18 protein-coding genes are annotated in these 22,272 nt (G+C 69.9%); 7 read left to right on the forward strand and 11 right to left on the reverse strand.

What is annotated here, in order from left to right:
• Positions 1-185, forward strand: a 185-nt coding sequence (locus AC1HC7_RS11635) for a hypothetical protein (protein ID WP_479499039.1), incomplete at its 5' end; no start/stop codon positions are given.
• 42 nt (positions 186-227) lie between these two features.
• Here the strand turns inward: AC1HC7_RS11635 and AC1HC7_RS11640 are convergent.
• The 4 genes from AC1HC7_RS11640 to AC1HC7_RS11655 all read right to left on the reverse strand — a co-directional run bounded on the left by AC1HC7_RS11640 (position 228) and on the right by AC1HC7_RS11655 (position 5,795).
• Positions 228-2,441 carry a serine/threonine protein kinase gene (locus tag AC1HC7_RS11640; protein ID WP_479497462.1) on the reverse strand — a complete coding sequence of 738 codons (2,214 nt, stop codon included), beginning with the start codon at positions 2,439-2,441 and terminating at the stop codon, positions 228-230.
• Positions 2,442-2,692: 251 nt separating this feature from the next.
• Entirely contained in the window at positions 2,693-4,207 is a 1,515-nt protein-coding gene (locus AC1HC7_RS11645; protein WP_479497463.1) for a tripartite tricarboxylate transporter permease, read from the reverse strand.
• A gap of 10 nt (positions 4,208-4,217) precedes the next feature.
• Positions 4,218-4,697: a tripartite tricarboxylate transporter TctB family protein gene (locus tag AC1HC7_RS11650; protein WP_479499040.1), complete on the reverse strand. Its 480-nt coding sequence runs from the start codon at positions 4,695-4,697 to the stop codon at positions 4,218-4,220.
• Positions 4,698-4,811: 114 nt separating this feature from the next.
• A complete protein-coding gene (locus AC1HC7_RS11655) occupies positions 4,812-5,795 on the reverse strand; it encodes a tripartite tricarboxylate transporter substrate binding protein (RefSeq protein WP_479499041.1) in 984 nt (327 codons plus the stop codon).
• Positions 5,796-6,004: 209 nt separating this feature from the next.
• Between AC1HC7_RS11655 and AC1HC7_RS11660 the strand changes: the two genes are divergently transcribed.
• From AC1HC7_RS11660 to AC1HC7_RS11670, 3 genes are read left to right on the forward strand one after another with little or no spacing between them, the layout of a single operon-like run.
• The gene (locus tag AC1HC7_RS11660; protein ID WP_479497466.1) at positions 6,005-6,697 is read left to right on the forward strand and encodes a response regulator; all 693 of its coding nucleotides are present in this window, start codon (positions 6,005-6,007) and stop codon (positions 6,695-6,697) included.
• Positions 6,694-8,112: a sensor histidine kinase N-terminal domain-containing protein gene (locus AC1HC7_RS11665; RefSeq protein WP_479497467.1), complete on the forward strand. Its 1,419-nt coding sequence runs from the start codon at positions 6,694-6,696 to the stop codon at positions 8,110-8,112. Before AC1HC7_RS11660 ends, AC1HC7_RS11665 begins: the two co-directional genes overlap by 4 nt.
• Positions 8,109-9,203 (forward strand): ABC transporter substrate-binding protein, encoded by a 1,095-nt coding sequence (locus tag AC1HC7_RS11670; protein WP_479497468.1) that lies wholly within the window; start codon positions 8,109-8,111, stop codon positions 9,201-9,203. The genes AC1HC7_RS11665 and AC1HC7_RS11670 overlap by 4 nt, the downstream gene beginning before the upstream one ends.
• Before the next feature lie 5 nt (positions 9,204-9,208).
• Here AC1HC7_RS11670 and AC1HC7_RS11675 read toward each other — a convergent pair whose 3' ends face one another.
• From AC1HC7_RS11675 to AC1HC7_RS11690, 4 genes are all read right to left on the reverse strand, one after another.
• Positions 9,209-10,744: a trimethylamine methyltransferase family protein gene (locus AC1HC7_RS11675; RefSeq protein WP_479497469.1), complete on the reverse strand. Its 1,536-nt coding sequence runs from the start codon at positions 10,742-10,744 to the stop codon at positions 9,209-9,211.
• Between the two features lie 2 nt (positions 10,745-10,746).
• Positions 10,747-13,167, reverse strand: coding sequence for a GcvT family protein (locus AC1HC7_RS11680; protein WP_479497470.1), 2,421 nt, complete (start codon positions 13,165-13,167; stop codon positions 10,747-10,749).
• A 138-nt stretch (positions 13,168-13,305) separates the two neighbouring features.
• Positions 13,306-14,040: an aspartate/glutamate racemase family protein gene (locus AC1HC7_RS11685; protein ID WP_479497471.1), complete on the reverse strand. Its 735-nt coding sequence runs from the start codon at positions 14,038-14,040 to the stop codon at positions 13,306-13,308.
• Positions 14,041-14,097: 57 nt separating this feature from the next.
• On the reverse strand, positions 14,098-16,491 hold the full coding sequence (locus AC1HC7_RS11690; protein WP_479497472.1) for a mechanosensitive ion channel family protein: 2,394 nt from the start codon (positions 16,489-16,491) through the stop codon (positions 14,098-14,100).
• A 231-nt stretch (positions 16,492-16,722) separates the two neighbouring features.
• Between AC1HC7_RS11690 and AC1HC7_RS11695 the strand changes: the two genes are divergently transcribed.
• From AC1HC7_RS11695 to AC1HC7_RS11705, 3 genes are read left to right on the forward strand one after another with little or no spacing between them, the layout of a single operon-like run.
• Positions 16,723-17,193, forward strand: coding sequence for a hypothetical protein (locus AC1HC7_RS11695; RefSeq protein ID WP_479497473.1), 471 nt, complete (start codon positions 16,723-16,725; stop codon positions 17,191-17,193).
• Positions 17,193-17,804 carry a hypothetical protein gene (locus tag AC1HC7_RS11700; RefSeq protein WP_479497474.1) on the forward strand — a complete coding sequence of 204 codons (612 nt, stop codon included), beginning with the start codon at positions 17,193-17,195 and terminating at the stop codon, positions 17,802-17,804. Before AC1HC7_RS11695 ends, AC1HC7_RS11700 begins: the two co-directional genes overlap by 1 nt.
• Complete coding sequence (locus tag AC1HC7_RS11705; RefSeq protein ID WP_479497475.1) at positions 17,801-18,466, forward strand: SCO family protein; 666 nt, start codon at positions 17,801-17,803, stop codon at positions 18,464-18,466. Before AC1HC7_RS11700 ends, AC1HC7_RS11705 begins: the two co-directional genes overlap by 4 nt.
• A gap of 25 nt (positions 18,467-18,491) precedes the next feature.
• Here AC1HC7_RS11705 and AC1HC7_RS11710 read toward each other — a convergent pair whose 3' ends face one another.
• The 3 genes from AC1HC7_RS11710 to AC1HC7_RS11720 form a co-directional block, all read right to left on the reverse strand.
• Complete coding sequence (locus AC1HC7_RS11710) at positions 18,492-19,199, reverse strand: Crp/Fnr family transcriptional regulator (protein WP_479497476.1); 708 nt, start codon at positions 19,197-19,199, stop codon at positions 18,492-18,494.
• Between the two features lie 272 nt (positions 19,200-19,471).
• Positions 19,472-21,445 carry a nitric oxide reductase activation protein NorD gene (locus AC1HC7_RS11715; protein ID WP_479497477.1) on the reverse strand — a complete coding sequence of 658 codons (1,974 nt, stop codon included), beginning with the start codon at positions 21,443-21,445 and terminating at the stop codon, positions 19,472-19,474.
• 9 nt (positions 21,446-21,454) lie between these two features.
• Positions 21,455-22,246: an AAA family ATPase gene (locus tag AC1HC7_RS11720; RefSeq protein WP_479497478.1), complete on the reverse strand. Its 792-nt coding sequence runs from the start codon at positions 22,244-22,246 to the stop codon at positions 21,455-21,457.
• Between the last annotated feature and the right edge of the window lie 26 nt (positions 22,247-22,272).

Here is a 22,272-nt window from a genome sequence, read left to right on the forward strand (position 1 = left end):
CCCCGCCCGCGCGCGCCGACGCCAACCCCGACGCCGACGCGATGCTGGAAACCGCCGAGGGGCTCGCCCGGGCCGGCGACGCGGCGGCGGCGCTGGACACGCTGCGGCTGGCGGCCATGACCCGGCCCGCCAACGCGGCGATCGCCGCGGCGCTCGAGCGCGCCATGACGCGCGGCGCCCGGTGAGGCGCCGGGCCCGGTTCCGGCCGGTCGCGATCGGCGAAACGTTCAGGGGCTGGTCACCATCACCCGCTGGGTCGAGGCCAGCACCTTGGCGCGCTGGGTCGACAGCGCCCGTTGCAGATCCGGCAGCAGGCCCTCGATGCTTTCCTCGCGCGGGCGCATGAACGGAAACAGCGGGTTGTCGGTGAGCAGCGCCACCACCATGCTCTTGCCGAAGGGCGGCGTCACCTGAAACCCCAGGGTCGCGCGGCTGGCCTCGGAAATCGGATAGGCGACGCGGATCTTCAGCGCCCCGTTGGCGGTTTCGCCGATCTCCTCCACCCGGTTGTTCTGGCGCGCCTGATGCGGCATCATGTGGAACACCTTGCCCTGAAAATCCACATACACGACATAGAGATACCCGGTCGATCCGGCAGGCAGAACCGCGTCGATCACCGGGTTTTCGCCCTCGCGGAATTCGCCGGTTTCGTTGACTCCGGGCTTGGCGCCATAGGCGAATGTCAGTTCGACGCCGCCGGTGGCGACCCGCGACAGCGCGTCGCTGACCTCGCAGAGCGGCGGGCTCAGGACCTCCAGATCCAGCTTCAGATCGCGCCCGTCCAGCACCGCCTCCAGCGATTCCGCGATGCGGTCGCGCGACTCCTCGCCATCCACCGATCCTTTCACCGTCAGCGCGTCCTCGGGGCCGAGCCGGCGCCCGTCGCCGCCCGACAGCAGCAGCGCGCCGCAGGTCTCCATCCCGGCGGCGAAGCCGCGCAGATCCGACAGCGCCAGCGGCTGCACCCGCAGGCTGATCGCCATGTCCAGCTGCAATCCGCCGTCTTGCGCCGCCTTCTTCGCACGCGTGACGGCGGCGGTGCGGGTGGCGGCGTCGGCGGCAAGGCCTTCAAGGCTGGCGCGATCGTCAAACACGTCCAGCGACCATTCGTCGAGCGAGGCCGCCGCCTCGGCCAGCGCCAGCACCGCCGGCGCCCATTTGTCCGACGGCGCGCCCAGCGCCGGCGCGAACCGGGATTTCAGCTTGCGCCCGGCCAGCGCCCTTTTCAGCGTTTCGTCCATCAGCGCCGCGATTTCGGCGGAGGGGGCGTTGCCGCTGGCCAGCGCCGCGCCGCGCGCCGGGGCGCTGACCGAGAAGCGATAGGGCGCGGCGGTGGGCAGGTCGGGGCCGAACACCATGTCCTTGCCCGGGCCGAGCCCGAAATACCAGCCGGCGCCGGCCAGCGCCGCCACCAGCAGGATGGCGAGCATCGCGCCCAGCGCGCCGCCGCCGGATTTGTCCCCGGAACTTGCGGATTTCGCCGGCGGGGGCGGCGGTTTCGAGGGCGGCGCCCCTGAATTCATGAAATCGGCGATGTCTTCGCGCGCCTCGGCCCGGGTGGGGGCGGCGGGGGTCGCGGCGGCGGGTTCGGCCGGGTGCGCCGCGCCGCCCAGCGCGTCAAGCGCCTGCTGCAGCTCCGCCGCGGTCTGGAACCGGTCCTTGGGGCGCGGCGCCAGCATCCGCGCCAGCAGCGCGCGGTAGGGCTCGGGCACGTCGCCCAGATCCGGGTCGCCGCCCTTGGCGTCGAGTATCTCGTCATAGGTGTCGCCAAGCTTGGGATGCTTGCCCCGATAGGCGGCGAGCAGGGTCATGCCCAGCGCGTAGATGTCCGAACGCGCGTCGGCGTGGCCGTGCATCTGTTCGGGCGCCGCGTATTCGAATTTTCCGGCGAAGCCGCCGCCCACCACCGTGCGCCCCTGGGATTTCACGTCCTTGGCGATGCCGAAGTCGATCAGCGTGGCGCGCGTCGCCTCGCCGCCCTTGAGCAGGATGTTGTCGGGCGAGATGTCGCGATGATAGGCGCCCTTGGCATGCGCCGCGGTCAGCCCCTGCGCCACGCGGCGCGCCACCGCGACCAGCTTGTCGGCGGAAACCGGCCCGGATTCCATCAGCTTGGCCAGCGAGGGGCCGCGAATGAAGCCCATCACCAGAAACACCAGCCCGCCGAATTGCGAGGTCTGTTGCAGGTCGTAATAGCGCACCACCGCGTCGTCGAGAATCTCGTGCAGCACCGTGGCTTCGCGGCGCATCATTTCCAGAAACTGCTCATGCGAGGCGAATTCGCGCTTCAGCACCTTGATGGCGACTTCGTTCTGGCGGGTGAGGTTGACGGCGGCGTAGACCTCGCCGGTGCCCCCGGCGCCGACCAGTTCCTTGATTTCATAAGTGGAATTCAGCACGTCGCCGGGCTTCAGCGTCCCGATGTCGCCAGAATGGGGCAAATCCGTCTTCCTTCAAACTCTTGGACTCGTCCTTTGGCGGGGCGCGGGGCCGCGTCTCGCCAAAGGGACCATGCCGGGCGCGGGCGCGAACAGGCCGCGCAGAGACTAGCCGAGAGCCCGCCGGAACCCAAGCGCGCAGCGCAGTCGCGCCGCAAACCGGGTTCCTGGCGCGACTGCGCGGCCTGCGCGGCGTTTCACGCCCCCGGGCCGGTCCTTGCGCCACCAGCCGGACCCGCGGTCGGACCCCGGGGTCAATCCCCCGGCGCCACGCCGCCTTTCAGCGCCCGCGCGCGGCGGTTGCGCCAGGCGGGCAGGAAGATCAGCGCCGCGCCGACCAGCAGCATGCCCAGCGTCATCGGCCGTTCCCACAGGAACGACACCCCGTCGGTGAGGTTCACCGCGCGGGCGAAATTGTCCTCCAGCATGCCGCCGAGGATGAAGCCGATCAGCAGCGGCGGCAGCGGATAATCGGCGAAGCGCAGCGCCGTCGCGCCCACCCCCAGCGCCACGAGGATCAGCAGTTCGGTCGCGTTGTTCTGCCCGATATATGCGCCGATCATCGTAAAGAAGAGAATAAACGGGATCAGGTAATTGCGCGGAATGGTCAGCAGCTTGGCGATGTAGGGGATCAGCGGCAGGTTCAGCACCAGCAGCACCGCGTTGCCGACATACATGGATATGATCACCGCCCAGAAGATGTCCGGGTTGTCGATCATCAGCCTTGGCCCCGGCTGCACGTTGAGCGCGATCAGCGCGCCGAGCAGGATCGCCGTGGTGCCCGAGCCCGGGATGCCCAGCGTCAGCAGCGGCACGAACGACCCGGTGCAGGCGGCGTTGTTGGCGGCCTCGGGCGCCGCCAGCCCCTTGATCGAGCCCTTGCCGAATTCCGCCTGCTCCGCGCCCCTGGCGATGTTGCGCTCCACCGCGTAGCCCAGAAACGAGGCGATGGTGGCCCCGGCGCCCGGCATCACCCCGATCAGAAAGCCCTGGATGGATTGGCGCCCGATCACCGGGGCGATGGCGCGGGCCTCGGCGCGGGTGATGCGCAGATCCCTGATCTCGCCGCCGCCATCGACCGCGCCGCTCCGGGGTCTCAGCACCAGAAACAGCGCCTCGGGCAGGGCGAACAGCGCCATGGCCAGCGTGATGAAGGAAAACCCCGATTGCAGGTCCATCAGCCCCATGGTGAAGCGCGGGGCGCTGAACAGCGCGCTTTCGCCCACCGTCGCCAGCATCAGCCCCAGCACGGTCATCATCAGCGCCTTCAGCACCTTGCCGGTGCCGGCAAACGCCGCGATCGCCGACAGCCCGACCACCATCATGGCGAAGTATTCCGCCGAGTGGAACAGCAGCGCCACCGAACTGAGCATCGGCGCGAAGCCCATCAGCAGCACCGCGCCGATGGTGCCCCCCGCGAAAGACGCGATGGCGGCGATGGTCAGCGCCTTGCCCGCCTGCCCCTTCTGCGCCATGGGATAGCCGTCGAACGCGGTCGCCACCGTGCCGGCCACGCCCGGCGCGTTGATCAGGATCGAGGAGGTGGACCCCCCGAAGATCGCCCCGTAATAGACCCCGGCCAGCAGGATCAGCGCCGCCGAAGGATCGCCGATCTTGATCGCCACCGGGATCATGATGGCGATGATCGACATGGGCCCGAGCCCCGGCAGCATGCCGATCAGCGTGCCGATCAGGCAGCCCGCGACCACCATCAGCAGATTCTGCACCGAAAGGGCCGCGTTCAGCCCGGCGAGGAGTCCGTCGATCATGGCGCCGCCCTCAGGTCAGGAACCAGGGCAGGGGGCGCAGGAAGATCCCCAGCGCCTCCTGCACCAGAAACCACACCACCCCGGCGCCGGCCATGGCGATGGGCAGCATGAATTGCAGCTTGCGTTCGCCGAGGATCCAGCCGGTCCCGGCCAGAAACGCCGTGGTGGAGAACAGGAACCCCAGCGGCCGCAGCGCCAGCGCGTAGAACACCATGGCGGCGATCAGCATCAGCCCGCGATCGAAGCGCCAGCCGCGCAATTCGTCGAAATCCACCCGGCCAAGCCCGGCGCCCTCGCCCGCGGTCGGACGCGGCGCGATCAGGATCAGCAGCGACAGCAGTCCCGCGGCGGCGGCCAGCGCCTTGGGCAGCGTGCTCGGCAATACCGGCATGTTGCGCTCGAAAGGCAGCAGCGGGTAGGTGAAGGCGGCGTAGCCGTAGATCAGCGCGCCGACCAGAAACAGGGCGGCGATCCATTTGTCGAGCGCCATGGCTCATCCCTCGTTCTGTTGCAATCCGGGTATTCGCATTGCGCATTGCGCGTTGCGCGCGCGCCCGGCGCGGGCGCGAAACGCGCGCGCCGGGCCTGTCCGAGCGTCAGGCGCTCACAGGAATCCGAGCCGGCGCATCATGTCGCCGATCAGTTTTTCCTGCGTTTCCAGAAAAGCGCGGAAATCGTCGCCGGCGTTGAAGATGTCGACCCAGCCGTTGCGGTCGCGCACTTCGGCCCATTCCGGGGTGGCGTACATCGCGGCGAGCACGTCGCGATAGGCCTGCGCCTTGTCCTCGGCCAGCCCCGGCGCCGCGAAGAAGCCGCGCCAGTTGACGAACTCCATGTCGACGCCCTGTTCCTTCAGGGTCGGGGCGTCCTTGTAGGCCGCGACCCGATCCGGCGCGGTCACGCCGATGATGCGCACCTCGCCGGCATTGGCCAGCGCCACCGCCTCGGAAAACCCGGTGGACAGCGCCTGAATCTCGCCCGACAGCAGCGCCGCCATGGCCTTGCCGCCGGCATCGTAGGGGATGTATTTCAGCTTGGTCGGATCCTGCCCGGCGGCGTCCATGGCCATGGCCGCCACCAGATGATCCATGCCGCCGGGCACCGAGCCGCCGCCGACCGCCACCGAACGCGGATCGGCCTTGTAGGCGGCGACCAGGTCGGCGAAGCTGTTGATCTTGCTGTCCTTGCCGACCACGAAGGCCGCGTAGTCGCCGATGGTCCCGGCGACAAGCGTCAGATCGCGGAAGCTTTGCGGGAACACCCCGGTCAGCGAGCGGATGACGATGGGCGTGGAATTCACCATCAGCGTGCCGGAATTGGATTCGGCGTTCTCGATCAGGTAGCCGATGGCCTTGCCGCCGCCGCCGCCGGACATGTTTTCATAGGATGCGGAGCCGACCAGTCCGGACTTGGTCAGCGCCTCGCCGGTGCCGCGCGCGGTGCCGTCCCAACCGCCGCCGGCGCCGCCGGGGATCAGGAAATGGATGGAGTCGACCATCTGTTCGGCGGCCATGGCGCCGCCTCCCAGCATGGAAACGGCGAGGGTCGCGGCCATCGCGGCGCGGCGCGTCAATGCGAGCGTGGTCATTGGTGGGTCTCCCTGAATTCGCGTTTTGCGGCGCGACGGCCGGGGCCGTCCGCCCGGCGCGCATGATAGCCGCGCTTCCTGTCGCCAGACTGTCGCCAGTCTGTCGCGTGGCCCCGGCGCGGCCCGGGGGCTTGCGCCGGCGTCCCGCGCAACCCAATCTGGCGACCCAGTCCGGCGGCGCGCCGTCGCGCCGCGCAAAGGGGGGCCGAATGCGCATTCTGCTGGTCGAGGACACCGAGGACGTCGCCGACGCCATCGTCTCGGCCTTCGCGCGCATCGGTCATCCGGTGGATCACGCCGGGGATTGCGCGGCGGGCGAGGCGGCGCTGGCGGTGCAGGACTACGACGTGGCGATACTCGACATCAACCTGCCCGACGGGTCGGGAATCGGCCTGCTGCGCCGCATGCGGGCGCGAAAGCTGGCCACGCCGGTGCTGATGCTCACCGCGCGGCTGGAGGTCGAGGACCGGGTGGAGGCGCTCGACATCGGGGCCGACGACTACCTGATGAAGCCGTTCGACCTGCGCGAACTCGAAGCCCGGGTGCGGGCGCTGACGCGGCGCGCCGCCGGATCCCCGGACGAGGCGATCGAATACGGCGACCTGTCGCTGGACGCCGCCGCGCATGTCGCCAGCATGCGCGGCGCGCCGCTGGCGCTGACGCGCCGCGAATTCGCGCTGCTCGAAATCCTCATGCGCGACCGCGGGCGGGTGATGTCCAAGGCGCGGATCTTCGAAAAGATGTTTTCCTTCGACGAGGAGGAGGTGAGCCTCAACGCCGTCGAGCTTTACGTGGGGCGGCTGCGGCGCAAGCTCGCGGGATCGCGGGTCGAAATCCGCACCCTGCGCGGACTTGGCTACCAGCTGTTCGCCGGGGACGGGCCGGCGGCGGCGGACGGATGACCGGGCCGCGGGCTTCCGGGTCGATCACCGCGCGGATCGCCGGGGCCATCGCGCTGATCCTGCTGGTCGGCGGGGTGCTGGGCACGCTGGCGGCGCTGGCCTACGGGCGGCGCGCAGCAGACGAGGCCTATGACAAGCTGCTCGCCGGCGCGGCGTTCCAGATCGCCCGCTCGATCGCCGTGGTTGACGGCGAACTGGTGGTGGATCTGCCGGTCTCGGCCTTCGAAATCCTGGCGCTGGCCCCCGAAGACCGGGTGTTCCATCGGGTGATTTCGGGCCCCGGCGACCAGACCCTGACCGGCTACGGCGATCTGCCCGCGCCGGACCCGGCGACCGCCGCCGCCGCCGAGGATCTGAGCTTTTACGACGCCGAATATCTGGGCGCGCCGGTGCGGCTCGCCGCCATGCGCCGGGTTCTGGCCGAACGGGCCTTCGTCGGCGAGGTGCGGGTGATCCTCGCCCAGACCCTGCGGGCGCGCACGGCGCTGGCGCGCGACATCGCCCGCAACGCGCTGGAAATCCTCGCCATGGCCGGGGCGATGCTGGTGGCGCTGGCGGTGATCGCGGTGCGATCGTCGCTGAGCCCGCTGCGCCGCATCGAACGGGCGCTGGCGCGGCGCGATCCGTCCGACCTGACGCCGCTGGGGGTCGCGGCCCCGCGCGAGGTGTCGGCCATGGTCGCGGCCATCGACCGGTTCATGGCGCGGCTGGCGGGGCGGGTGAACGTGATGAAGAACCTGATCGCCGACGCCACCCATCAGCTGCGCACCCCGGTCGCCGCCCTGCGCGCGCAGGCCGAACTGGCGGCGCGCACCGAGGACCCGGCGCAGCTGCGCGCCATCGCCGCGCGCATGCAGCGGCGCGCCGTGGCGCTGAGCCGGCTGACCGATCAGTTGCTGAATCAGGCGCTGATCACCCACCGCGCCGACGCCGCGCCGCGTCAGGAAGTGGATCTGCGCGCGGTGGCGATACAGGTCTCCGAGGAGGCGGATCATGATTTCCTCGCCGCCGAACCGCTGCGGCTGGACCTGCCCGAGGCGCCGGCGCCGGTGACGGGCGACGCGCTGTCGCTGGCCGAGGCGACGAAGAACCTGGTCAACAACGCCTATCGCTACGGGCGCGCGCCGGTGACGCTGGCGGTGATCGGCGGCCGCCGCCCCCGGCTGGAAGTGCGCGATCACGGCCCGGGGTTCGATTTCGCGCGGCTGGGCGAGGCCGGCGCCGGGGACGAGGCGGCGCAGGGCCGGCGCTTTGCCAGCGTCGGCGCCGGCGGGTCGGGCGCGGCGCGCGGGGCGGGGCTCGGGCTTGCCATCGTCACCGCGGTGGCCGAGGCCCATGGCGGCCGGCTGGCGTTTTCGCGCCCGCCCGAGGGCGGGTTCCGCGCGGCGCTGGAACTGCCGGGGCGCGGGACGTGAAGGCGCTGTCGACGATCCTGGCGCTGCTGGCGCTGCTGGCGCCGAGCGCGCCGCTTCGCGCGCAGGAGGCGGTGCTGCTGTTCGGGCCGCCGCCGGAGCGCGCCGACATGACGCTGGTGATCCACGGCTCCACCGACGCCGGGCCGTTCACGCCGGTGCTGCAGGGGTTTTCCGACGCCAATCCCGGGCTCGCCATCCGCTACGAGCAGCGCGCCACCAACGACATCTACGCCGCGGCCGCGCGCGCCTGCGCCGAAGGGCGGGCCTCGGCGGATCTGCTGATCTCGTCCTCCATCGACCAGCAGATCAAGCTCGCCAATGACGGCTGCGCCCAAGCGCACCGCTCGGCGCGCACCGCCGCGACGCCGGATTGGGCGAACTGGCGCGACGAGGTGTTCGGGCTCACCGCCGAACCGGCGGTGATGGTCTACAACCGCGACCTGATCCCGGCGGCGCAGGCGCCGCGATCGCGCTTCGATCTGATCGACATGCTGCGCCCGGCGGACAACCCCTATCAGGGCCGCATCGCCACCTATGACGTGGAACGCTCCGGCCTCGGCTACCTGTTCGCCTTCGTCGACGCGCAGCAGGCCACAACCTTCGGGCGGCTGGTGGAGGCCTTCGGGCGCAACGGCGCGGTGGCCACCTGCTGTTCGGCGGAAATCATCGACGGCGTGGCCGACGGCACATACCTGATCGCCTACAACATTCTCGGATCCTACGCGCTGGCCCGCGCCGCCGATGACCCGCGCATCGGCGTGGTCGCGCCCTCGGATTACACGCTGCTGCTGTCGCGCGCGGCGCTGATCCCCAGACACGCCGCCGCGCCCGGCCCGGCCGCGGGTTTCATCGACTACGCCCTGTCGCGCGACGGTCGCGCCAAGCTGTCCGCCGCGGCGCTGATCATCAGTTTCGCCGAAAGCGGCGAGGGCGGCGCGCGCGACACCGACGACGAGGCCTGGCGAATCCCGGCCCCGGCGTCGAGCCTGCGTCCCATCGCCTTCACCCCGGCGCTGCTGGTCGGGCTGGACGCGCAGAAGAAGCGGCTGTTCCTGAAGCTGTGGCGCGCCGCGCTGCAGCCGCGCGGCTGAGACCGCTACAGCGTCAGGCGGATCGGAAACCGCTTGCGGATGTCGCGGTGGATGTCCGGCGAGACATGGCCGGGGCGGTCCAGCGCCAGGATGCGCGCCACCTCGACCGAGGCCCTTTCCAGCATGTCCCGACTGCCCTGCTCGGCCCAGGTGTCCGGGTTCAGGCGTTCGGCGACGTTGGGATAAAGATAGTCGGTCTGCATCCGGGCCAGGGTTTGCGGGTGGCCGAGGAAATGCCCGGCCCCGCCGACCACCTGCCTGATCGCCTCGACCGAGAGCGTGTCCTCGTTGACCTCGATGCCGCGCACCGAACGCGCCACGACGCCGAGCATGTCGTTGTCGATCACCATCATCTCGTTGCTGGTGCCCAGCAGCGAGGCCAGCATGGAGGCGGATTCGCAGATCAGGTTGGCCCCGGCCTGCGCCGCCAGCGCCACGGTGACGCCCTTTTCATACCCCGCCTGCGCGTCGGGCAGCTTGGAATCGGTCATCCCGGCGGCGACGCTCGACGGCAGGCCGCGGGCGTTCATGATCTGCGCCGAGGCGGCCATCAGCACCGCCTCCTCGCCGCTGCCCCCGCTCATGGCGCCGGTGCGCAGGTCCGACACGAAAGGCCAGACCGCAAGGAATGTCGGATGCCCCGGCTTCATCAGGTTGACGAAGCACAGCGTGGCCAGCGATTCCGCCAGCCCGCAGGCCAGCGCCCCGGCCAGCGGCGCCGGCGAGGTCGCCCCCGCCTGCCCCGCCGACAGCACGTCCAGCGGCATGTTGTGGCGCACCTGCGCCACCAGCCCCTCGCAGCTGTCGCGCGCGAATCGCAGCGGCGGCACGACCACGGTGTTGGCGCCGGACAGGAAGGGGCGTTTTGAAAACGCGCCCTTTTCGCCGAGAACCATGTCGAAGATCTCCACCGCCTCGTCCACATGCTGCGGCGCGAAGAAGGACGACGACACATGCTTGGTGGTGCCCGCGAAGCAGGCATAGGCGGTGTTGAGGTCGAGTTCGCGCGAATCCGGCAGGTCGCGCGCCACCATGGTGCGGCGATAGGTGTGGATATGCTCCATGTGATGGGCAAGTCGCGCCATGGCGTAGAGATCGTCGAGCGTGGTGTCGCGAAATTTCCGGGTTTTCGGGTCGAGATACAGCACCGCCGCCCCGGCGGTGCCGAAATGCACCCGGTCGCCGCCGATATCGAGGTCGTGACGCTTGTCGAACCCGTGCAGGGTGAAGCGCTTGGCGGCGATGTCCAGGGTCCGGTTCAGCAGCTTTTCCGGGAACAGCAGCCGGCCCTCGTCGGTGAGCGCGCCGCCCGCCTTGACCACCAGATCGACGCAATGGGGGATGGCGTCGGCCATGCCCACGGTTTCCAGCAATTCGAACGCCGCCTGCCAGATCTGATCCACTTCGGACTCGTCGAGCGGCTTGTAGCGTCCGCCGCGCACCCCCGGCAGCACCGGTTTCAGATCCTGCGCCAGCGGCGCGTTGCGCGCCGCGATGCGCGCGCTGCGCCCGCCCCCCCGGCGCGTTGCCCTGCCCGCCATGCTCAGCGCCTCATCCGGCTGGAGTCGGGATCCCAGAGCGGCGCGGCCTCGACCGTGGCTGCGCGGGTCTCTCCCAGAATGTCGATGCCGAGCCGCGTGCCCGGCGCGGCGCTGACGGCGTCCACATAGGCGAAGGCGAGGCTCTTGCCGACCATGTGCCCGTAGCCGCCCGAGGTGGTGGCGCCGACGATTTCGCCATTCGCATGGACCGGTTCGTTGCCGAGGCAATCGGCGTCGCCGGCGGCGAGGCTCAGATAGACCAGCTTGCGCGCGACGCCCGCGTCGCGCGCCGCCTCGGTGGCGCGCCTGCCGCGGAAATCCGGCTTGTCCCAGGCGATGAAACGCTCCATGCCGGCCTCGATCATGTTGATTTCCGCGGTCAGCTCCGCGCCCATGCCCTTGTAGGCCTTTTCCATGCGCAGGCTGTTCATGGCGTAGGTTCCGAACAGCCCGACGCCGTGATCGGCGCCCGCCTCCATCAGCGCCGCGAACAGCTGCGGCAATTCGGCCATGGGGGCGTGCAATTCCCAGCCCAGTTCGCCCGCATAGGACACCCGCAGCGCGCGCAGGCCGACCCCGGCGACGGTGATCTCCCGCCCGGTGAGCCAGCGGAACCCGGCGTTGGACAGGTCCGCCCCGGTCAGTTGCGCCAGCACGTCGCGCGAGGCCGGACCGGCCAGCGCCAGCGCGCCGAGATCTTCCGTGACATCCGTGACGCTCACATCCTCGCCCGGCGCGATCCCGTGGCGCAGGGCGTCGAAATCGATGATCTGCGCGCCGGCGCCGCCAAGCAGGAAATAGCGCTCGTCGCCCAGCCGGGTGATGGTCGCCTCGCCCTCGATGCGGCCATTGTCGTTGAGCATGTGCGCCAGCGCCACGCCGCCGGCCTTTCGCGGCGCGCGATTGGCGAAAATCCGGTCCAGGAAGGCCTGCGCGCCGCGGCCCGCGACCTCGAACTTGGCGAATGTGGACAGGTCCATCAGCCCGACGCGTTCGCGCACCATGGCGCATTCCGCCGCCACCGCGGCGAAGGCGTTGGTGCGGCGGAAGGAATGCGCCTCGGTCTCGCCGTCCGGCGCGTGCCAGGTCGGGCGCTCCCAGCCGAACGCCTGCTGGTATTGCGCGCCGCGATCGCCGAGGATTTCGTAAAGCGAGGATTTGCGAACCGGGCGCCCGCCCGGGTGCTGCTCCCCGGGCGCGAGGCAGGTGTACATGGCCTGGTAATCCTCGATCGACTTGACCTTCACATAGGCCTTGTCGGCCCAGTCGCCGAAACGGCGCGGATCGAATTCGGCCATGTTGATCTCGGCCTGCCCGTGCACCATCCACTGCGCCAGACACTTGCCGGCGCCCGCGCCCTGCGCGATGCCGACGGCGGCGCCGCAGCACATCCAGTAATTCCGCACGCCCCCCGCCGGACCGGCGAGGAAATTGCCGTCGGGCGTGTGAGTGATGGCGCCCGAGACCACGGTCTTCAGCCCCGCCTTGCCGAACAGCGGCAGGCGTTCGGTGGCCTTTTCCAGCCAGGGCAGCAGGCGATCGACCTCGGGGGGCGCCAGTTCGCTCTCGAAATCCCAGGGCACGCCGTCCTCGAAGCACAGATGCGCGCCTGCCGTTTCGTAGGGGCCGACGAGGATGCCGTCGGTCTCCTCGCGCAGGTAGCAATGCGAATAGGGGTCGCGCACCACCGGCAATTCGCGCTGCATCTCGACCAGTTCGGGCAAGGGCTCGGTGATCAGGTAATGGTGCAGCATGTTGGAGATCGGCACGTTGATCCCGCTCCATGCGCCGACCGCGTCGGCGTAGGAGCCGGCGGCGTTGACCACGTGTTCGCAAGTGACGTCGCCCTGATCGGTGACCAGCTTCCATTCGCCGCCGGGCATCTGCCTGATGTCCTTCACCAGACAGCGGCGGTGGATCTTCACCCCGTTCTGGCGCGCCCCGGCGGCCATGGCCATGGTGCTGTCGGCGGGGGCCACATGGCCGTCGGTGAAGGTCAGGAACCCGGCCTTGACCCCGGTCACGTCGAGGAAGGGGTGGTGTTCCGAAATCTCGTCGGGCCCGATGATCCGGGCGTCATAGCCCACCAGCTTCGCGATCCCGAGCACGTGATGGAACCAGTCCACCTCGCGATCGCTCAGCGCCAGGCGGATGCCGCCGCAGCCATGCCAGGACACCGACTGCCCGGTGAGCTTTTCCAGCGCCGGGTAAAGTTCGGTCCCGTATTTGTGGATCTTCGCCAGCCCCAGAGAGCCGATCATGTGCGGGCACTGCCCCGCCGCGTGCCAGGTGGAGCCCGAAGTCAGCTCGCCCTTTTCCAGCAGCAGCGTGTCCTCGCCCCAGCCCTCCAGCCCCAGATGGTAGGCAAGCCCGACGCCCATCGCGCCGCCGCCGACAATCACTACGCGCGCATGGGTTTTCATGGCCGCCGCCTCCCGGTTTTCGATGTCTTCACCGGCATGTTAGGAAGGCGGCGGCGCGCTATTCGCGATCACTGGCGACTTTCGCAAGTCAATTGCGACATCGCCCCAAGTTTATTCTTCGGCGGCGCGATCCCGGTCTCAGTAGATCCCCTGATAGGGCTTGCGGGTCGCGGCGGCGAAGAACATCTCGATCATGGTGTTGAAATCGAACACCGGGCGCCCGGTGGCGGCCTGCACCGCGTGGGCGTAGGGCGGCAGGTTGGAGCATTCCAGCAGGAACGCGCCGATGCCGGGATTGTCGCGCAGCATCGCCTCGGCGGTCTCCACCACCTCGGCCTCGACCTTTTCCGGTTCGATCGCGCCGGTCTCGTCAAGCACCGGGGCGCGGAAATGCGGCTTGTCCTCGAGCCCGCGAATGATCAGCCGCGCCGGGTCCTGAACCCCTGCGGCGCGCAGCAGCGCCGGGGTCATGCGCCGGCCATTGGCGCAGATCACGCCGATCTCGCCCGTCGGCCCGAGGCTTTGCGCGATCAGCGGCAGTTGCAGCAGACTGGAGAGGATCGCCGGCACGCGCAGCGCCGCCGCCACCCGGGTCTGGAACAGCGCCATGTAGCCGCAATCGCTGGCCACGGCGCGCACGCCCATGTCCTGCAGCGCCAGCGCCGCGGCGATCACCGCGTCGGTCAGGCTTTCGTCGCCCTGCTCGATCAGCCGTTCCAGCGTCACGCCCTTCACGGTGCGATACAGCACCGGAAACGGATAGGTCGAGGCGTTGCCCACGTCGCCGGGAATGAAGGGCGAGGCGCAGTCGATCAGCAGGATGCCGATCCCGTGCCCGTAGCTGTCGGCGTTCCGGCGCACGTGATACCGCATGGCTGTTGGATCCTCCTGTCCCGGGCGCCCCCACAGAACGCCGCGCGGCGGGGCGCGTCAATCCCCCGGGCGGCCGCCGCCCGCGCCGGTCCCGGCCCCGGCCGCCTGCTGCGCCTTCTTCTGCGCGTCGGCGGCCTCGGCGGCGGCGGCGCCGACGGCGTGCTGCTGCGCCTCGTCCAGGTCATGGCCGCCGTCCAGCCCGCCCACATTCACCCGCACCTCCTTGCGGGCGAACTGGATGCCGTTCTCGTCGAAAGCCTTCTGCACCCGGGCGAAAATCTCCTTGCGCAGCAGGAACTGCTTGCCGGGGCGGGTGGCGAACTTGCCGCGGATGACGATGCCCACGTCATCGACCTCCAGCACGCCCTGGCTCTTGAAAGGCTGCAGGAAATCGGCGGCGAATTCGGGCACCTTCATCATGTCCTGGCCGATCTGCTTGAACAGTTTCTTCACCTTGTTGAGATCGGTGTCGAAGGGCACGGTGAAGCGCAGCTTCATGATCACCCAGTCGCGGGAATAATTGGTGATGCGCGGGATTTCGCCGAAGGGGATGGTGTGCACCGCGCCGCGGTGGTGGCGCAGCTGCAGGGACCGGATGGTGATGCGTTCGACCGTGCCCATGGTGCCCTCCACATCCACGTATTCGCCGATGCGAAAGGCGTCGTCGATCAGGAAGAACAGCCCCGCCACCACGTCGGCCACCAGTTTCTGGGCGCCAAAGCCGATGGCGATGCCGACGATCCCGGCCCCGGCCAGCAGCGGGGTGACGTCGATGCCCAGATTGCCCAGCGCGAACAGCACCGTCAGCATCACGATCACCACCTGCAGCGCCAGGCTCAGCAGCGGCAGCACGGTGGTGAGCCGCGAGCCGCCCTGAAACCCGCCGCCCTCGCCGCCGCCGCCCGGCGCGTTGGCCTCGGGCGCGCCGCCCCCGGCCGATCGTTCGGCGGCGAGCTTGCGGTTGATCCACAGGGTCGTGACCTCCCACGCCAGATAGCCGATGGCGACGATCAGCAGGAATTCGACGAAGCCGGAGGCGAAATTCGCGCCCAGGCCCCTGGCGGCGATGTTGCCCAACTGCAGCCCCCAGATGTCGGCGACGCTGCGGATCACCAGCGCCGCGACGATCGCGCGGCCGATGCGCAGATAGGCCCGCAAGGCGGAGCGGTGCGCCTGTTCGGCCACCGGCCCCTCGCCCAGCATCGGCGGCGCCAGATGGCGCACCAGCCCGCGCAGCGCGGTGTCGAAGATCGGCGTCAGCAGCAACAGCAGCAAGGTGCGGTCGATGCGATGGCCCAGCAGGTCGAAGCGGTCCGCCGACAGCAGCATCAGCACGAACAGCCAGGTCGCCGCCACCAGCGCAATCGACCCGTAGGGGTAAAGCATGTCCGTGGGGCGCGGTTTCGCGTCGCGGGCGCGCATCATCATCGCCAGCCCCTCGCGCGCCCGCCAGAACACCACGATCAGCCAGCCGTAGAACAGGAAATTCAGCCACACGCCGATGGTCAGGTCCCCGACCTTGACCCCGTGCGAGGCCAGGAACGGCAGCAGATACACCGGCAGCGCCTTGATCAGCGCCAGGATGATCAGGTTGCGATGCAGATAGCGCGCGGTGTCGTCATCGGTGTTGAGCAGGCGCAGCGCGCGCCGCCGCGGCGCCAGCACGAAGCGCGAGATCGCGAACATCACCCGCGGATACATGACCACCGAGATCACCAATTGCCACGCCGCCTCGCGATTGAACAGCGGCTTGGGCGGCATCACGTTCCAGATCACCGCGTAGACCAGCCCGAAGAACACCGCCAGCCCGATGAAATCCAGCGCGCAGCGCCGCGCCAGCAAGGCCAGCACGCCGCGCAAGTCCTCGGCCGCCGACTGGCGGATGCGGCGCTTCCAGCCGTTCGAAAGCCGGTTCACCAGGAATTCGCCGATCAGCCCGATGACAAGGGCGCCCGCCAGCACGCCCAGCCAGATCGCCGTGCCCATGGGCCCGCGCCGGCCGCTGAACTCGGCGACGCCGCTCATCAGCCCGTTCATCATGCGCGGCGCGGCGATGATCATCTCCACCGCCTCCATGCCCGCGCCGACGAGGTTGCGCATGAGGAAATCCAGCGCCGTGCCGCTTTTCGATTCGGCCTCGGCCCTGGCCTCGACCACCGCGTCGAGACGCCTGAGCAGCAGGTCGCGCACCTCCCGGTCCGACAGCCGGGCGACCATCTCGCGCACCGCCTCGGGGCTGTCCAGCATGGCCTCGCCGACCGCGGGATCGGCGCCGCCGTCGCCGGTCAGCGCGCCAAGCTGCGCCGCCGCGGGCGGCGCGCCGGCCAGCAGCGCCATGAACGCGGCGCAGAGCCAGGCGGCGAGCAGCGCCGCGACGCTGGGCGCGCGCGAAGCGCAAGGGGCGTCAAGCCGGCGCGCGCGTGCGAAAAATCGCTTGTGATTGCGGGGCATGACGCTCCTTTTCCGGCCGGTGTCGCCGTGGATGATAGGCAGGCCGGACCAACCGGTCCACCATCGCGGCGCCGGCGCCGCGCCGCGCCGCCCGTGGCGCTCACGCCTTGCTCATTTCAATGTGAACGCTCCGGCGCGGGCGATCGCGTTTCTCCTCCAGCGGGAAACCTATTATTGGCGTATGCTTTCGCGACCGTGAATCCCCGGCCCGGGACCCGACAGGAGGATGCGATGACCCCGACAAAGACGACCGCCGCCCTTGGCGCCCTGCTGGCGCTGGCGCCGCTCGGCGCGCTGGCCGCCGGGACCCGGACCGCGCCCGAGCGGGTGCGCGTGACCGGCGAGATCATCGACACATGGTGCTATTATTCCGGCGTCATGGGCGGCCCCGACGCGGTGGTCGGCACGGCGCATCACACCTGCGCGCTGTGGTGCGCCGCGGGGGGCACGCCGGTGGGGCTGCTGGCCGAGGACGGCACGGTCTACATGGTGCTGAAATGGGAAGGCGACGACAACGTCGCCGGGGGCGACGCCATTCTCGACGTGCAGTCCGACAAGGTGACGGCCGACGGCATGCTGCACCGGCGCGACGGCATCAACTACATCATCGTCGAAAAGGTCGTGTCCAACGAAGGCATCGTCAATCTCAGCCACGAGGAATACGACGTGACCCCCGGCTTCGCCATCCCGGAGCCGAAGTGATGCGCGCCCCCAGGCCGATCGCGGCGATCTGCGCCGCCCTGTCGCTGAGCCTCGCCATGCCCCTGGCCACGCCCGGCGCGCTGGCCGCCGAGGGCGATTTCGCCGCTGGAAGCAAAGCGAAAAGCTGGAATCTGGCCGGCGAGGAAAAAGCCCGCTTCGAGGCCAAGGTGGTGGACCTGCTCTGCGAACTGACCGGCGACTGCCCGCAGGATTGCGGCGCCGGGCGGCGCCTGCTCGGCCTGCTGCGCAGCGCCGACAACGCGCTGGTGATGGTCAACAAGAACGGCCAGCCGATCTTCACCGGCCCCGGCGAGGACCTGCTGCCCTATTGCAACCAGATGGTTGAGGTCGACGGGCTGCTGGCCGGCGACCCCGACGAGGTCCCCGTCAAGGTCTACCAGGTGCAGCTGATCCGCCGCGTGGGCGAAGACGAATGGCGCAAGACCAATCGCTGGACCAGGGTCTGGCGCCGGGAAAACCCCGAAGCCGCCAGGCAGAAGGGCCCGTGGTTCCGCAAGGATCCCCGCATAGTCGATCGCATCGCGCGCGACGGCTATCTGGGGCTGGGGCTGGAGAAGGACGCGGCCTTCATCGAGTATCTGTTCGAATGAGCCGCCGACGCTTCGCCCGGCTCGGGCTGCTGCTGGCGGCGTTCGGGCCGTTCGCCGCCGCCCCGGCCATGGCCCATGACGGCGTGGTTCACGCCACGCCGAAAGCCGCCGCCGCCCATGCGCAGGCCGGGGCGGGCGGCGTCGCGCCCGCGCCGGACGCCGCGTCGGGCCTGCCGTTTCCCGTCGAAATCAGGATGCGCTTCGACCTGATCGATCACAATGGCGTGCGCCGCACCGAGGCGGATTACGCCGGGCGCCCGGCGCTGGTGTTCTTCGGCTACGCCAATTGCAAGGCGATCTGTTCCATTGCCCTGCCGCGCGTCGGCGCGGCGCTGGATCTGCTGGGGGACAAGGCGGCGCGGATCGACGCGCTGATGATCACCGTGGACCCGGTGAACGACACGCCGGCGGCGATGGCCAGGGCCCTGCCGCGCTGGCACCCGCGGCTGGTCGGGCTCACCGGATCGCCCGAGGCGCTGGCCGAGGCCCGGGCGGCGTTCCAGATTCAGGCGGAGAAGCTCTTCGACCTGCCTGACGGCACGCCGGTGTTTTCCCATGGCAGCTTCATCTATCTGGTGGGCTCGGACGGGCGGGTGCTCGCCATCCTGCCGCCGATCCTGTCCGAGGCGCGCCTTGCCGAGATCATCGGCGGTTACATCTGAACGCATGGCGCCGGGCCGCAAGGCGCTACTGCACCTTGCTCCAGGCCTCGGCGCGGTCCTCGTCCACATAGCCGCGCAGGCGCATCACGTCGGAGATGGCGGCGTGGTTGTGGCGCACCACCACCCCCTGATCGCGCAGCCGGGCGAAGGCGCGCGACAGGCTTTCGGGCTTCATGCCGAGGCGTCCGGCGATCAGCACCTTGTCATAGGGCAGGGTCACCGTGCAGGCGCCTTCGGCCACCGGGCACAGCCCCAGCAGGAATTCCGCCACCCGCTGCGCCCCCGCCTGCACCTTCAGCTGTTCGACCTGGGCGACCAGCGAATGCAGGTGGCTGAAGGTGGCGGCCAGCATCGCGGTGCAGATCTCGGGCCGCGAGGTCATCATGTCGAGGATCAGCCCGGCGCGCACCTGCACCGCCCGGCAATCGGTCACCGCCTCGGCGGCCACCGGGTAGACGTCATGCTGGAACGCCGCCGCCTCGCCGAAGCTGCGCCCGCGGGTGAACACGCCCACCACCGCCTCGGCGCCCATCTGGGACACCCGGAACAGCTTCACCCAGCCGTCGAGCACGATGTAGACGAAATCCGCCTCCTCGCCCTGCATGAACACCGATTCGCCGCGCGCGAAGCTGCGGCAGTCCGAACGGTCCAGGATGTCCTCGGCGACGCTTTCGGGCAAAGAGGCCAGAAAAATCGACTCGCCGGCGATCCGGCGATCTTCCTTGCTGCGCATCTTTCCCTCCCCGGACATGGGCCTGACCGACATTCGCCCGGGCCTGCGGCGCGGGCGAGGAGAACCTGAAAAGCGAACGACCGACGACATCATACGCCATGCGCGCCACGGTTGTCCGGATTTAGCGCATGGAGGCGCGAAAGACCAGCGGCGCCCGGACCGCAAAGCGGCGGGTTCGCTGGAATTCCGGGCGGTTTTTCGCCGCGCCGGTCTCGTGCCCCGGGCGAATCGATGCGATGCGAAACCCATCGATTCGGGCAGGCGGGCTGGGCTCAGCCGCTCACCAGATGCCGGTAGATGTCGGGCAGCGCCGTGGTCAGCCGGTCGGGATGGGCGATCACCGCGTAGCCGCCGCGCCCGAAGATGCGCGGGAACCAGACCTTGCCCCTGGCGTCGATGGCGATGCCGAAGGCGGCCTGCCCGGCGCGGCGCGCCTCGCGCACCGCCATGCGGCTGTCCTCGATGCCGTGGCGGCCCTCGTAATGATCCAGATCGTTGGGCTTGCCGTCGGTGATCACCAGCAGCAGCCGGCGCTTGCGCGACTGGCGCTGCAGATCGGCGGATGCGTGGCGGATCGCCGCCCCGAGCCGGGTGTAGAATCCCGGCCGCAGCCCGGCGATGCGCGATTCGACCTCGGCGTTCATGGGCTGTTCGAAGGCCTTGCAGCGCCGCAGATACACCCGGTCGCGGCGCAGCGACGAAAAGGCGTGGATGGCGAAATCATCGCCGCAGGCCGACAGCCCCCAGGCCAGCGCGGTCAGGGCCTCGCGTTCGATGTCGATCACCGCGCGCCCTGTGACGGCGCTTTCGGTGGAGCGAGAGGCGTCGAGAAGGATCGACACCGCCAGATCCCGCGCCTGCATGCGCGAGGCGCGCCAGATGCGGTTGGACCCGCGCCCGGTGGCGCGCAGGTCGGCCTCGGCGCGGATCGCCGCGTCAAGGTCCAGATCGTCGCCGTCGGGCTGGGCGGGCAGGATGACGCGACGCGGGCGCAGGGCCTCGAACTGGCGCTTCACCGCGCGGATGCGGCGTTGCGCGCGCGGGTCCTCGGCGCGGGCGCGTTCGTCGCGGGCGAGGTCGGCCTCGGTGGCGGGATCGGCGTCGCTGGCCAGCACCCGGCAGTGATCCTGCATGTAGACCCCGCCGCGCGCATCCCACTCGGGGTAAAGATGCACGCCGGACAGGCGTTCGCGATCCACGTCCTCGGGGGCCAGATCCAGATGCAGTTTCAGCTTCGTGGCCGGGGCCCTGGATATCTGGCCCAGCGCGATTTCGTCGCTGTCCTCGGCGGCCTTCCTGGCGCTGTCGGGGTCGTCGTCATCGACCCGGCGGTTGAGGTTGAGGAACTCGGCCCAGGACAGCAGCGCCTCGAACTTGTGCAGAATCAGGCTGTCGGACCGGTCCGCCTGATCCGCCTGCTTGCGCCTGGCGCGATGCACGCCGTCGCCGTCGGGGTCCTGCGAGGCGCCTTCGGAATCGGGGGTTTCCGCCTCGGCGCGCGCGCTCGCCGCCAGGGGGCGCAGGTCGGGCCAGAGCGGAACCGGCATGAACGGGCGGTAGCCGCGCGGCGCGCGAATGTCGGCGAAATCCTCGTCCCCCCGGATCCGCGCCAGACAGGCGGCGGCGGCGGCGGACAGCGGCGCCGGATCGCCCAGCAGATGCAGGATCACCGCCTCGATGGCGGCTTCGCGCCCGGGCAATTGGCGGCGGCGGCGCGCGGCGCGGCAGGCTTGGCCCAGCCCCCGATGCGTCGCGCGCAGCCCCGGGCAGGCGGCAAGCGCCGCCCGGGTCATGCGGTCCGCCGCCCGCAAGGCGGCGAGATCGGCGGCCAGCGGGTCGTCCCAGACCCCGGCCGCCAGCGCCGCCTCCGCGGCGTGGGCGGCGCAGGCCGCCAGCCAGAAATACAGCGACGCGTTGGCGGCGCGTTCGGGAAAGTCGGCGATCCGCGGCGGCAGGCGCAGCGCTTCGCCGTCGAACGAGGCGCGGGCCAGCTTTTCCTGCGCCGCGCCGAGCCAGCGGCGAAAGGACAGCCGGTGCGGGCTGGCTTCGGTGGCGGCGGGGCGGATTTCCACCGACCGCCCGCCGCCGAGCCCGCGAAAGAAGACCGCCAGCCGCCCGCCGATCTCGTCGAGATCGACCGCGGCTCCCTCATGCGCAATCGGCGCATCCAGGCGGCTGGCGAAGGAATGCCACAGTTTCCCGACAGTCTCCTCGGGTTCCCATGGTTCGATTGCGACCTTGGCCATCGCCGTGCCTCACCCGATGACGGCGGTGACAAGATCGAGGAGCCCGCGTTTCACATCTCCGTCGTCGGTCAGCGGTTCGATCATCGCGGCGAGGATCGCCCGCTCCATCGGCACGCCCTGCCCGATCAGGCAGGCGCAATAGACGATGAGCCTGGTGGAGACGCCTTCTTCAAGATCCTGCCCGCGCAGCCCGCGCAGCTTGCCCGCCAGCCGCACCAGCGGCGCGACGCGATCCGCCGCCAGCCCGCTTTCGGCGGCGACGATCTCGATTTCCCGCGCCTGGGCGGGGAAATCGAACTCCACCGACAGAAACCGCTGCCTTGTAGAGGGCTTCAGGGTCTTGAGGATGTTCTGATAGCCCGGGTTGTAGGAGGCGACCAGCATGAAACCCGGCGCGGCGTGCAGCTCCTCGCCGGTGCGGTCGATGGGCAGGATGCGCCGATCGTCGGTGAGCGGGTGCAGCACCACGGTCACGTCCTTGCGCGCCTCGACCACCTCGTCGAGATAGCAGATCGCGCCTTCGCGCACGGCCCGGGTGAGGGGGCCGTCGGTCCAGACGGTTTCGCCGCCCTTGAGCAGATAGCGCCCGATCAGATCCGCCGCCGACAGGTCGTCATGGCAGGCGACGGTGTAGAGCGGGCGGCCCAGCTTCGCCGCCATATGGCCCACGAACCGCGTCTTGCCGCAGCCCGTCGGCCCCTTGAGCAGCAAGGGCAGCCCGTTGGCATGGGCGATCGCGAACAGGTCGCATTCGTCGCCCTGGGGGAGGTAGAAGGGGGCGCCGCCCCCTTCCGTTGTCATCGGGCTGATCATCGAACCGTCCATGT

It is taken from the genome of Oceanicella sp. (genome assembly GCF_056449545.1).

Bases quoted from the DNA above. Each gene is read 5' to 3' on its own strand.
- AC1HC7_RS11680 (WP_479497470.1), bottom strand. From the start codon at position 13,167: ATGAAAACCCATGCGCGCGTAGTGATTGTCGGCGGCGGCGCGATGGGC.
- AC1HC7_RS11665 (WP_479497467.1), top strand. From the start codon at position 6,694: ATGACCGGGCCGCGGGCTTCCGGGTCGATCACCGCGCGGATCGCCGGG.
- AC1HC7_RS11695 (WP_479497473.1), top strand. From the start codon at position 16,723: ATGACCCCGACAAAGACGACCGCCGCCCTTGGCGCCCTGCTGGCGCTG.
- AC1HC7_RS11690 (WP_479497472.1), bottom strand. From the start codon at position 16,491: ATGCCCCGCAATCACAAGCGATTTTTCGCACGCGCGCGCCGGCTTGAC.
- AC1HC7_RS11700 (WP_479497474.1), top strand. From the start codon at position 17,193: ATGCGCGCCCCCAGGCCGATCGCGGCGATCTGCGCCGCCCTGTCGCTG.
- AC1HC7_RS11675 (WP_479497469.1), bottom strand. From the start codon at position 10,744: ATGGCGGGCAGGGCAACGCGCCGGGGGGGCGGGCGCAGCGCGCGCATC.
- AC1HC7_RS11710 (WP_479497476.1), bottom strand. From the start codon at position 19,199: ATGCGCAGCAAGGAAGATCGCCGGATCGCCGGCGAGTCGATTTTTCTG.
- AC1HC7_RS11645 (WP_479497463.1), bottom strand. From the start codon at position 4,207: ATGATCGACGGACTCCTCGCCGGGCTGAACGCGGCCCTTTCGGTGCAG.
- AC1HC7_RS11720 (WP_479497478.1), bottom strand. From the start codon at position 22,246: ATGACAACGGAAGGGGGCGGCGCCCCCTTCTACCTCCCCCAGGGCGAC.
- AC1HC7_RS11715 (WP_479497477.1), bottom strand. From the start codon at position 21,445: ATGGCCAAGGTCGCAATCGAACCATGGGAACCCGAGGAGACTGTCGGG.
- AC1HC7_RS11705 (WP_479497475.1), top strand. From the start codon at position 17,801: ATGAGCCGCCGACGCTTCGCCCGGCTCGGGCTGCTGCTGGCGGCGTTC.
- AC1HC7_RS11685 (WP_479497471.1), bottom strand. From the start codon at position 14,040: ATGCGGTATCACGTGCGCCGGAACGCCGACAGCTACGGGCACGGGATC.
- AC1HC7_RS11650 (WP_479499040.1), bottom strand. From the start codon at position 4,697: ATGGCGCTCGACAAATGGATCGCCGCCCTGTTTCTGGTCGGCGCGCTG.
- AC1HC7_RS11660 (WP_479497466.1), top strand. From the start codon at position 6,005: ATGCGCATTCTGCTGGTCGAGGACACCGAGGACGTCGCCGACGCCATC.
- AC1HC7_RS11655 (WP_479499041.1), bottom strand. From the start codon at position 5,795: ATGACCACGCTCGCATTGACGCGCCGCGCCGCGATGGCCGCGACCCTC.